This is a genomic window from Pseudomonas sp. NPDC087598 (genome assembly GCF_044743525.1).
Taxonomy (GTDB): domain Bacteria; phylum Pseudomonadota; class Gammaproteobacteria; order Pseudomonadales; family Pseudomonadaceae; genus Aquipseudomonas.
Map to the genome: position 1 here is coordinate 1 of NZ_JBIUWQ010000092.1, position 11,763 is coordinate 11,763.

The 11,763-nt window shown below is 60.9% G+C and carries 9 protein-coding genes and 1 pseudogene; 1 reads left to right on the top strand and 9 read right to left on the bottom strand.

The window, feature by feature from the left end; all coding sequences use genetic code 11:
* The 9 genes and pseudogenes from ACIOWE_RS28555 to ACIOWE_RS28595 form a co-directional block, all read right to left on the bottom strand.
* A partial coding sequence (locus tag ACIOWE_RS28555; protein ID WP_401398238.1) for an amino acid--tRNA ligase-related protein occupies positions 1 to 944 on the bottom strand: 944 nt, incomplete at its 3' end.
* A 111-nt stretch (positions 945 to 1,055) separates the two neighbouring features.
* A pseudogene (gene prfB, locus ACIOWE_RS28560) lies at positions 1,056 to 2,151 on the bottom strand (peptide chain release factor 2).
* A gap of 290 nt (positions 2,152 to 2,441) precedes the next feature.
* On the bottom strand, positions 2,442 to 3,443 hold the full coding sequence (locus ACIOWE_RS28565; protein ID WP_201235050.1) for a PleD family two-component system response regulator: 1,002 nt from the start codon (positions 3,441 to 3,443) through the stop codon (positions 2,442 to 2,444).
* A 48-nt stretch (positions 3,444 to 3,491) separates the two neighbouring features.
* Complete coding sequence (locus ACIOWE_RS28570) at positions 3,492 to 4,502, bottom strand: chemotaxis response regulator protein-glutamate methylesterase (protein WP_401398241.1); 1,011 nt, start codon at positions 4,500 to 4,502, stop codon at positions 3,492 to 3,494.
* Positions 4,499 to 6,787: a hybrid sensor histidine kinase/response regulator gene (locus ACIOWE_RS28575; RefSeq protein ID WP_401398243.1), complete on the bottom strand. Its 2,289-nt coding sequence runs from the start codon at positions 6,785 to 6,787 to the stop codon at positions 4,499 to 4,501. Before ACIOWE_RS28575 ends, ACIOWE_RS28570 begins: the two co-directional genes overlap by 4 nt.
* Positions 6,784 to 7,467, bottom strand: coding sequence for a chemotaxis protein CheW (locus ACIOWE_RS28580; protein WP_401398245.1), 684 nt, complete (start codon positions 7,465 to 7,467; stop codon positions 6,784 to 6,786). Before ACIOWE_RS28580 ends, ACIOWE_RS28575 begins: the two co-directional genes overlap by 4 nt.
* Positions 7,464 to 8,735, bottom strand: a complete 1,272-nt coding sequence (locus tag ACIOWE_RS28585; protein WP_401398247.1) for a CheR family methyltransferase — start codon at positions 8,733 to 8,735, stop codon at positions 7,464 to 7,466. The genes ACIOWE_RS28580 and ACIOWE_RS28585 overlap by 4 nt, the downstream gene beginning before the upstream one ends.
* On the bottom strand, positions 8,732 to 9,268 hold the full coding sequence (locus tag ACIOWE_RS28590) for a chemotaxis protein CheW (RefSeq protein WP_401398249.1): 537 nt from the start codon (positions 9,266 to 9,268) through the stop codon (positions 8,732 to 8,734). The genes ACIOWE_RS28585 and ACIOWE_RS28590 overlap by 4 nt, the downstream gene beginning before the upstream one ends.
* Entirely contained in the window at positions 9,268 to 10,890 is a 1,623-nt protein-coding gene (locus ACIOWE_RS28595) for a methyl-accepting chemotaxis protein (RefSeq protein WP_201235056.1), read from the bottom strand. Before ACIOWE_RS28595 ends, ACIOWE_RS28590 begins: the two co-directional genes overlap by 1 nt.
* A gap of 517 nt (positions 10,891 to 11,407) precedes the next feature.
* Here ACIOWE_RS28595 and ACIOWE_RS28600 point away from each other — a divergent pair.
* On the top strand, positions 11,408 to 11,763 hold a 356-nt coding region (locus ACIOWE_RS28600), incomplete at its 3' end, for an Hcp family type VI secretion system effector (RefSeq protein WP_401398251.1).

Sequence of the window (11,763 nt, forward strand, 5' to 3'; positions counted from 1 at the left end):
AAGTGGAACACCTTGTCGCCGTACGGCACGTCGGTGCTGCCCAGAACCAGCTGCGCCAGCTCGCGGAACAGTTCTTCGGTCAGGTCCATGTTGTCTTCGTAGTCGGCGTAAGCCTGGTAGAACTCCAACATGGTGAATTCAGGGTTGTGACGAGTCGAAACGCCTTCGTTACGGAAGTTGCGGTTGATCTCGAAAACCTTTTCAAAACCACCGACCACCAGACGCTTGAGGTACAGCTCAGGCGCGATACGCAGGAACATTTCCATGTCCAGCGCGTTGTGGTGGGTTTCGAACGGCTTGGCTGCGGCGCCGCCCGGGATGGTCTGCAGCATCGGCGTTTCGACTTCGAGGAAGTCGCGCTTCATCAGGAAGCTGCGGATGTGCGCGATCACTTGCGAACGCACGCGGAACGTCTGGCGCACTTCTTCGTTGACGATCAGGTCAACGTAACGCTGACGGTAGCGCTGTTCGGTGTCGGTCAGGCCGTGGTGCTTGTCCGGCAGTGGGCGCAGCGACTTGGTCAGCAGGCGCACTTCGGTCATTTCAACGTACAGGTCGCCCTTGCCGGAACGGGCCAGGGTGCCGACGGCGGCAATGATGTCGCCCATGTCCCAGGTTTTCACCGCGGCCAGGGTGTCTTCGGACAGGGTTTTACGGTTGACGTAGACCTGAATGCGGCCGGTCATGTCCTGAATCACCATGAACGAGCCACGGTTGAGCATGATGCGACCGGCAACCTTGACCGGAATTGCAGCCTCTGCCAGCTCTTCCTTGGTCTTGTCCGCGTATTTCTTCTGCAGTTCTTCGCAGTAGTTTTCACGGCGGAAGTCGTTCGGGAAGGCATTGCCCTTGGCGCGCTCGGCAGCAAGCTTTTCCTTGCGCAGGGCGATCAGGGAGTTTTCTTCCTGTTGCAGGGCTTGCGGATCGAGTTGTTGGTCGCTCATGTCTTTAAATTTTCCATCACAGGTTCGTTGCCCCCAGCCTGCGGCTGGGGATCGCGGGCAGGCCCACTCCTGCAGGGATCGTGTTGAATCAGCGATCCTGCAGCTTATTTCTTACAGCCCCGATTTCAGGCTGGCTTCCAGGTATTCGTCGATGTCGCCATCGAGCACCTTGTCGCAGTCGCTGCGTTCGATGTTGGTCCGCAGGTCCTTGATGCGCGAGGCGTCGAGAACGTAGGAGCGGATCTGGTGACCCCAGCCGATGTCGGATTTGGTGTCTTCCAGCGCCTGGGACGCCGCGTTGCGTTTCTGCATTTCCTGCTCGTACAACTTGGCCCGCAGCATTTTCATGGCGGTGTCCTTGTTGGCGTGCTGGGAACGTTCGTTCTGGCAGCTGACCACGGTGTTGGTCGGTACGTGGGTGATACGTACGGCCGAGTCAGTGGTGTTTACGTGCTGACCTCCGGCACCGGAGGAACGTTAGGTGTCGATCCGCAGGTCTGCCGGATTGATTTCGATTTCCACCTTGTCGTCGATCTCTGGCGAGACGAAAACCGCGGAGAACGAGGTGTGGCGACGGTTGCCGGAGTCGAACGGGCTCTTGCGCACCAGACGGTGCACGCCGATCTCGGTCCGCAGCCAGCCAAAGGCGTATTCGCCCTTGATGTGCACGGTCGCGCCTTTGATACCGGCGACTTCACCGGCCGACAGTTCCATGATGGTCGCGTCGAAACCGCGTTTATCCGCCCAGCGCAGGTACATGCGCAGCAGGATGTTGGCCCAGTCCTGGGCCTCGGTGCCACCGGAACCGGCCTGGATGTCCAGGTAGGCGTTGTTCGGGTCCATTTCATGGCTGAACATGCGGCGGAATTCGAGCTTGGCGAGGTTTTCCTCGAGACGGGCCAGTTCGGCGACGACATCGCCCACTGCGCCTTCGTCGTTTTCTTCGACGGCCATGTCCAGCAGGTCACGGCAATCGGCCAGACCGCCGTTCAGTTCGTCGAGGGTATCGACGATCTGCGCCAGCGCCGAGCGCTCGCGGCCCAGTTCCTGGGCGTATTCAGGTTTGTTCCAGACACTCGGATCTTCAAGCTCGCGATTGACTTCAGTCAGACGCTCATGCTTTTGATCGTAGTCAAAGATACCCCCGAATAGTTTCGGAGCGCTCGGACAGGTCCTTGATGGTGTTCAGGATCGGGTTGATTTCCATGACGGGCAGCACTCGTTGGCGAACTTTTGAAAGCCGGCGAGTATAACGTAATCACGCTGTCACGGCAGCCCGTCTGGCGGCTTCGGGGATCATTAAACCCTTTGCCCTCACCCTAGCCCTCTCCCGGAAGTAGAGGGGACCGATTGGGGGAGATTCGGAAGTTACGCCGACTTGAAATAGCTTTACCGAATCCATAATCGACACGGTCTTTCAGGTCGGTATAGACCTTAAGACACCTCGGTCGGCCCCCTCTCCCTCCGGGAGAGGGCTGGGGTGAGGGGCAGCAGCCGTTACTCGATGCCCACCTGATTGCGCCCATTGTTCTTCGCCAGATATAACCCGCGATCCGCCGCCGAGATCAGCAGCCGGCAATCGCTGCCCGACTGCGGCACCATGGTCGCCAGACCGATACTGATGGTCAGGCTCGCCCCTTCGGCAGGCGTATTGTGCGGAATTTTCAGCGACGCTACGGTCTGGCGCAGTTTCTCCGCCACCAGCCGCGCACCGCCCGGCGAAGTGTTCGGCAGCACCAAGGCAAACTCCTCACCGCCGTAACGTGCCGGCAGGTCCGACGGTCGAGCGCTGGCATCGCGGATTGCCGTAGCAACCTTGCGCAGCGCCTCGTCGCCTTCGACATGGCCGAAGGTATCGTTGTAGGACTTGAAGTAATCGACATCGATCATCAGCAACGACAACTGGCTCTGATCACGCAGCGAGCGGCGCCATTCCAGTTCCAGGTACTCGTCGAAGTGCCGGCGGTTGGACAGCCCGGTCAGGCCATCGGAGTTCATCAGGCGTTGCAGCACCAGGTTGGTGTCGAGCAACTGCTGCTGACTCACCCGCAACGCACGATACGCGGCATCCCGTTGCAGCAAGGTCATATAGGAGCGCGAGTGATAGCGGATGCGCGCCACCAGTTCGATGGTGTCCGGCAGTTTCACCAGATAATCGTTGGCGCCTGCGGAAAACGCCGCGCTCTTGATCAGCGGGTCTTCCTTGGTCGACAGGACGATGATCGGGATGTCTTTGGTGGCCGGGTGATTGCGGTATTCGCGCACCAGGCTCAGGCCGTCGAGGCCGGGCATCACCAGATCCTGCAGGATTACCGTCGGCTTGATCCGCACGGCTTGCGCGATGGCTTGATGCGGGTCGGAGCAGAAGTGAAAGTCAATGTTCTCTTCGTTCGACAGCCCACGGCGTACGGCTTCGCCGATCATCGCCTGATCGTCCACCAACAACACCATGGCGGCGTTTTCGTCGGTTTTAATGTCGTCGATCTGTAAATCATTCATGGGCGGTCACCTGAGTACTGCGGGGGCCAGGATTGCGGATAAATCGGCTCATTTGGGGAAAATCTCCAGCAATCGTGGCGCTATCTTTTCCAGTGGGCGAATTTCTACGGCGGCATCAATGGCCGCGGCGGCCTTGGGCATGCCGTACACCGCACTGCTGTGCTGATCCTGCGCGATGGTCAGATAACCCTGTTGGCGCATGAGCTTAAGCCCTTGCGCCCCGTCGCGTCCCATCCCGGTCAGTAAAACCCCGACCGCATCACCATTCCAGTAACTGGCAACGCTCTCGAAAAACACGTCGATGGAGGGTCGATAGATCTCGTTGACCGGTTCGGCGGTGTAGGCCAGCGTGCCGTTTTTCAATAAACGAATATGGTGGTTGGTGCCGGCCAACAGCACTGCACCGGCTTGCGGCGGCTCGCCTTCGCGGGCGAGGCGCACGTCCAGTCCGCTGGCGCTGGCCAGCCATTCGGCCATGCCGGCGGCAAACACCTGATCCACATGCTGCACCAGCACAATGGCGGCGGAAAAGCTGCGCGGCAAGCCCTTGAGCAACACTTCGAGTGCCGCTGGCCCGCCCGCGGAGGAACCGATTGCCACCAGCCGCTTGCACGAGCCCGAACTGCGCTGAGCAGTCGGCGCTGGCCGCGAGCGCGGGGCTTTGTCGCCGATCAACCAGCCAATATTGAGGATCTTGCGCAGCAAGGGCGCGGCAGCTTCCTGCGCATTGCCGGCGCCGAGGGCCGGGGTGTCGACCACGTCCAGCGCGCCGTGGCCCATGGCCTCGAAGACCCGGTGCACGTTCTGCTGCCGATCGACCGTGACAATGACGATCGCGCACGGGGTTTCGGCCATGATGCGGCGGGTGGCTTCGACGCCATCCATTACCGGCATGATCAAGTCCATCAGGATCAGATCCGGGGTATTTTCCGCGCACAGCTGCACTGCCTCGGCGCCGTTTTTTGCGACCCAGACCACCTGATGCGCTGGCTCGAACGCCAGCGCCCGGCGCAACGCCTCCACCGCCATGGGCATGTCGTTGACGATTGCGATCTTCATGCCCGCGCTCCTCCGATGAGCTCAACCACTGCGTCGAGCAGGGCGTCGTCATGAAAACTGGCTTTGGCTAGATAATAGTCGGCGCCGGCGTCCAGTCCACGGCGGCGATCTTCTTCGCGGTCCTTGTACGAGACAACCATCACCGGCAGCGATTGCAGACGGTTGTCGCGACGCAACAGCGTGACCAGTTCGATGCCGTCCATGCGCGGCATGTCGATGTCGGTGATGAGCAAATCGAAGTCCTCCGAACGCAGTGCGTTCCACCCGTCCATGCCATCCACCGCGACGGCCACGTCGTAGCCGCGATTGAGCAGCAGTTTGCGTTGCAGTTCGCGAACAGTCAGCGAGTCGTCGACCACCAGCACGCGCTTGCGCGCCGCTTCTGCGACCTGATTGCCGTGGCGGGCGATGCGCTCCAGGCGTCCAGTGTTGAGCAGTTTGTCCACCGAACGCAGCATGTCCTCGACATCGACGATCAGCACCACCGAACCGTCATCGAGCAACGCGCCAGCGGAGATGTCCTGCACTTTGCCCAGACGCTCATCCAGAGGCAATACCACCAGCGTGCGCTCGCCAATGAAGCGTTCGACCGCCACACCGTAAATCGCGTCGCGCTCGCGGATCACCACGACTTTGAGGGTTTCGCCACTGTTCTGGCTGGCTGGACGGTTAAGCAACTGGCTGGCCGCGACCAGACCGACATGCTGGCCTTCATGCCAGAAATGCTGACGACCTTCGACTTGCACAATGTCGTCCGGCGCCAGATCACACATGCGCTCGATGTGCGCCAGCGGGAAGGCGTAGGCCTCTTCGCCGACTTCCACCACCAGACTGCGCACCACCGACAGGGTCAGTGGTACTTCGAGGTGAAAACGACTGCCCTCGCCCGCCGTCTGCTCCAGCACCACGGCGCCGCGTAATTGCCGAACCATGTGCTGAACGGCATCAAGCCCGACGCCTCGCCCGGACACTTCGGTAACGGTGTCGCGCAGGCTGAATCCCGGCAGAAACAGGAACGTCAGCAGCTCTTCTTCGCTCAACTGCGCGGCAGTCTCCGCCGGGGATAATTGTCGTTCGATGATGCTGCGGCGGACCTTTTCCAGATCGACGCCGTTGCCGTCATCGCTCAGTTCAAGGACCAGCAACCCGGCCTGATGCGAGGCGCGCAGACGGATCAGGCCTTCCTCGGATTTGCCCTTGAGCAAACGTTGTTCCGGCGTTTCTATGCCGTGATCGACCGCGTTGCGCAACAAATGCGTGAGCGGCGCTTCGAGTTTTTCCAGCACATCGCGGTCGACCTGAGTTTTCTCGCCCTCGATCTCCAGCCGCACCTGCTTGCCGAGGCTGCGCCCCAGGTCGCGCACCATGCGCGTCTGACCGCTGAGCACATCGGCAAACGGCCGCATGCGGCAGGCCAACGCGGTGTCGTAGAGCACTTGTGCGCGCTGGCTGGCCTGCCAGGCGAACTCATCGAGCTCGGCGTTCTTTTCTGTCAGCAGTTGTTGGGATTCGGCGAGCAAACGCCGCGCATCTTCCAGCGCTTCCAGTGCCTCAAGGCTCAGCGCATGCTCCTTGAGGTGCACGTTGAGGTTTTCCAACGCACGCAGCCCGTTGTTCTGCATGCGCTTGAGGCGTTGCATGGTCGCCAGATGCGGTTTCAGGCGCTGGGTTTCCACCAGCGACTTGCTCGACAGGTCGAGCAGGCTGTTCAAGCGCTCGGCGGTGACGCGCAATACGCGCTCGCCACCTTCGGTGGTGCGTTTGTTCTTGTGTGGCGTCGGTTCCGACACCTCGACAGGGATTTCCACCGAAGGCGCGGGCGGCGCTTCGACTCGTGGTGGCGGTTCAAGTTGCAATTCGGCCATGACCGGAGCAGCCAACGGGGCGACCGGGGCAGAAGGATCGAGCAACTGCCCCATCAACGTGACATACCCCTCGATATCTGACAGTTGCGGCGCATTGGCCGGTGTCGCAATGCGCATCAGCAGGTCGGTGCCCTGCAACAACGCGTCGATGTGTTCCGGCCGTAGCAACAAGCGCCCCTCCTGCGCGCTGACCAGACAGTCCTCCATCACATGCGCGACGCTGACGCCGCTGTCGATACCGACGATCCGCGCCGCGCCCTTGAGCGAGTGCGCCGCACGCATGCACGACTCCAGATGATCGGCTTGGGTCGGATTGCGCTCCAGCGCCAGCAGCCCGGCACTGAGCACTTGGGTCTGGGCTTCGGCTTCGAGGCTGAACAGCTCGAGCAGGGAGGCGTCGCGCATTTGCTCGGGGGTCATGTGAGGCTCCGGGTCACGGCGAACAGCAGTTGTTCTTCATCCAGCCAACGCAGACTGCGACCTCGATATTGCAGGACGCCACGGGTGTATTTGGCGTTGGCCTGCGCGCCGGAACGTGAGGCGGCGTCGAGAATTCGTTCATCGATGGCATGGATGCCGTCAACCTCATCCACCGGTACCACGACCGGCCCGCCATCGGCGGCAATGATCAACATGCGCGGCATGATCCGCGCGCCGTTGGCCGGGACCGAGTTGCCGTCCAGATCCAGCAGTTCGACCAGCGACAGACACGCCACCAACGCACCGCGAACATTCGCCACACCGAGCAAAGCGCGCGAGCGCTGGTGCGGCAAAGAATGAATAGCCTGCATCTGCGCGACTTCAACCAGGCTGCGAGTCGCCAGCCCCAGCCATTCTTCGCCGAGACGAAACATCAGCAGCGAACGGGTCTTCAGATCGGGTTCAACCGCCGTCGCCACCGGATCGCGTTCGTCCTGTTGCAGGGCGTACCGATCAAGCAGGCGCGTGGCGGCTGCGGAGTACACCGAGCAGTTGCGGCAATGAATATGTTCTTCCAGCAGCGGGCACGACTTGTCGCCGTGGATGCCGATGCGGTTCCAGCAGTCATCGATGGCCCGGGCGTCTTCGTGGGTGACGTTCAAGGTGTCGGACGCGATCATCGTTTACGCTCACTGTCGGCGGTACGGCCGCTGCGGGCGGCGCGTTCCTGCAATCGTCTGGCACCGGCGCTGTCACCCTGGGCCTGCAACAAGGCGGCCAGGTGCATCAGCGCTTCGGGGTGTTGCGGTTCGAGGTACAAAGCCTTGCGGTAGTAACCCTGGGCTTCGAGGGCCAAACCTGCGACATCGCTGAGCAGGCCGAGCCAGTAAAACACCTGCGCCACCGGCTCATGGCTGCGCAAATACTGTTCGCACGCGGCACGGGCCTCGGCGCTTTTGCCTTCGTTGGCCAGTGCGGCGATGTTGGCCAATAGCGTGGCCGCGTCGGGATTCGCACTTTTGCTGGTCGCCGGCATCGACGTCACGGAGGCAAAGGGTCGATTGCGCACGGGCGGCGGCGGTGTGCTGCGCACCGGTTGGCGTACCGGCAATGGCACGGGTGCGGGCATGGGAACCGGCTCGGGTTGCGGCTCGCTGTGGCGACTGAAGGCAAACGACTGCGGGATACCAATCGAACGCATGCCCAGACGCCCGAGCAAACTGCCCTCGGCAGGACCGATAAACAGCACACCGTCGACATGCGTCAGGCGCTTGAGCACTTCGAAAACTTGCTTCTGGGTCGGCTGATCGAAATAGATCAGCAGGTTGCGGCAGAACACGAAATCGAAGGCGGAGTCGTTGGCCAACAGCGTCGGATCGAGCACATTGCCGACCTGCAAACGCACCTGCTCGCGGACGATTTCGTTGACCCGATGGCCGTCCTGTTCCGACGTGAAATGCCGCTCGCGGTAGTCCAGATCCTGGCCGCGAAACGAATTTTTGCCGTACAGCGCCCGCCGCGCTTTCTCCACTGATAGCGGGCTGACGTCCATGCCGTCGACCTTGAATTGATGCGGTTTGAGCCCGGCATCGAGCAAGGCCATGGCAATCGAATAGGGTTCTTCGCCGGTCGAACACGGCAGGCTGAGGATACGCAGCGCGCGCATGTTGTTCAGTTCACCCAGACGTTTGCGCGCCAGTTTGCCCAGCGTGGCAAAAGATTCCGGATAACGGAAAAACCAGGTTTCGGGGACGATCACCGCTTCGATCAGCGCCTGCTGCTCATCCCGCGAGCCTTGCAGCAACTGCCAATATTCATCGGCATGCGCCGCTTGCGAGAGCGTCGTGCGCTGGCGTACAGCCCGCTCGATGATCGCCGGACCGACCGAGGTAACGTCGAGGCCGATACGCTCCTTGAGGAAATCGAAAAAGCGCTGATCGCTGTTCATGACTGCGCCTCAAGCTGCGCCGGATCACGCGGCGGATTGGGGAACAGCAAGGTGCGCACCGAATCATCCAGCAAATCATTGACGCGCACCCATTGCACCAGTCCCTGCGCATCCTCGCGCACCGGGCCGAGGTAAGGCGCCTCGCGGTTGTCGAGGCCGTAAGGCTGAAACTCATGCGGATGGCAACGCAGGGTGTCGGTGGCCTGTTCAAGGATCAGTCCGAGCCATTGCGCCGGCTGCGCTTCGTCCGGTCGGTAGTGCACCAATACCAATCGCGTACTGGTGCGCGCCTCGGCAGACTGGCCGAACGTCAGCGCGCTAAGGTCGATCACCGGCACTACCGCGCCGCGATAGGCGAACACCCCGGCGACCCATTGCGGCGCCCGCGCGATCGGCTTCAACGGCAGGCGCGGCAAGACTTCCGCGACCTCAGTGGCACGCAAGGCGTAACGCTCGCTGCCGATGCGAAACAGCAGGAACAACGCCGGCTTCGCCACGTGCGCGGCGCTGCGTTTGGCGATGATTTCGCTCATCAGACTTTGAATCGCGAAACGCCGCTGCGCAGCCCGACGGCCACCTGGCTCAGTTCATCGATGGCGAAACTGGCCTGACGCAACGACTCGACGGTCTGGCTGCTGGCATCGCCCAACTGCACCAGCGCGTGGTTGATCTGCTCGGCGCCGGTGGCCTGGGCCTGCATGCCTTCGTTAACCATCAACACCCGCGGCGCCAGCGCCTGCACTTGATGAATGATCTGCGACAGTTGCTCACCGACTTGCTGCACTTCCGACATGCCACGGCGCACTTCTTCAGAGAACTTGTCCATGCCCATCACGCCAGCGGATACCGCCGACTGGATCTCGCGAACCATTTGTTCGATGTCATACGTGGCGACAGCAGTCTGATCCGCCAGACGGCGCACTTCGGTGGCAACCACGGCAAAACCTCGGCCGTATTCGCCGGCCTTCTCGGCTTCGATCGCGGCGTTGAGCGAGAGCAGGTTGGTCTGGTCGGCGACCTTGACGATGGTCACCACCACCTGATTGATATTGCCGGCCTTCTCGTTGAGGATCGCCAGTTTGGCATTGACCAGATCTGCCGCGCCCATCACCGAATGCATGGTGTCTTCCATCCGCGCCAGGCCTTGCTGACCGGAACCAGCAAGCACCGAGGCCTGATCGGCAGCAGTCGACACTTCGGTCATGGTGCGCACCAGATCCCGCGAGGTCGCGGCGATCTCACGGGACGTCGCGCCGATTTCCGTGGTGGTCGCGGCGGTTTCGGTGGCAGTGGCTTGCTGTTGCTTGGAAGTGGCGGCGATCTCGGTCACCGAGGTGGTCACCTGCACCGAAGAGCGCTGCGCCTGGGACACCAGCGAAGTCAGCTCGGTCATCATGTCGTTGAAGCCGGTTTCCACTGCGCCGAACTCGTCTTTGCGGTCGAGGTTCAGGCGCGTGCTGAGGTCACCGGTGCGCATGGTTTCGAGAATCCGCACGATCAGATTCATTGGCGCCATGATCGCGCGCATCAGCAGGAAGCCGCAGGCTGCCGCTGCCAGCACCGCCACCAGCAGGGAAATCCCCATGCTGACTTTCGCCGCCGCCACTGCATCGTCGATGTTGTTCATGGCTTCATCGGCGACGGCTTTGTTCTCGCGAATGATGTCGTTGAGTTTCATCCGGCCTGCAGTCCAGGCCGGGGTCAGCTGTTCGTTGAACAACTTCGCCGCTTCATCATCAAGGTTGCGCTGGTGCAGATCGAGCACCTGTGCCTGAATCTTGTTGTAGTTCAGGACGTCTTCTTTAAACACGCCGAACTCGGTCTTGTCCTGCTCGGTAGTCACGGTGGTTTGATAATTGCCCATCTGCTCAGCAAGACGCGCTTCAAAGGACTTGAAGTCAGCGGCATCTTCGGCGCTGATGCCCTGGCCCTTTTTCAGGCCGAGCAATTCCTGGGTTTGCAGATAACTGTCGACCCAGGCGCTACGGATCATCGAGCTGAAATACACGCCAGGCACTGCGTCCTGGCGCACGCTCTGTTCACCGGCCTCGATCTTCAGCAGCCGCGAATACGACACGACCACCATCAGCAACATGATCGCGATAATCACCGCAAAGCTCGCCAAAATGCGTTGGCGCAACGTCCAGTTCTTCACAGTGATTCCTCGTGCCTAGGTCGAAATGCGGGGAGTATAGCCGAGGGCGGTGTTTCATTTATAAGACGCTTTATAACCCTCAGGCCTGCCTGGGCTGTTTTTGCCGGGGGGCTCTGGGGTGGGACTGTCCGTCAATCCGGGGCTGGCGTGCCAGTGACGGAATGACAAAAGGAGGCGATGGATCGGTCATTTGTGATCGGCCAATGGCGGCAAAGAGCCATGATGCGCAAGAAGTTGCGCAGTTGTTTTCGATTTTCAGCCATCAACTTCGCTACAGCCCTTACGCCACAAGGCCTGTAGCCAAGTGCGCAAGAAGTTGCGCAGTACTGCGCAACTTCTTGCGCACTTTTACCCTGAATCGCTGGTGAAAAATCCCACAAAGCGCAGGCCAGAGCTGTTTCACCCCCGGCTCCCGGGGACCTTACAAAAGCTGGCACGCTCCTTGATAACAGTCAGGCACCCACCGGGCGATTTCGCCTCCCGGGCACCTTAAATTTATCCGCAAGGAGAGCATCCCATGGCAACACCAGCGTACATGTCGGTTACCGGCGAAAAACAAGGCCTGATCACTGCAGGCGCTTTCACCGCCGACTCCGTTGGCAACACCTACCAGGAAGGCCACGAAGACCAGGTCATGGTTCAGGCTTTCAGCCACGACGTGATCATCCCGCGTGATCCACAATCCGGTCAGCCAACCGGTCAGCGCGTACACAAGCCAGTTGTGATCACCAAGGTCTACGACAAGGCTTCGCCTCTGCTGCAAGCTGCTCTGACCTCCGGCGAGCGCATGAGCGAAATCGTTATCCAGTGGTTCCGTACTTCGGCTCAAGGTACTCAAGAGCACTACTACACCACCAAACTGGAAGACGCGAT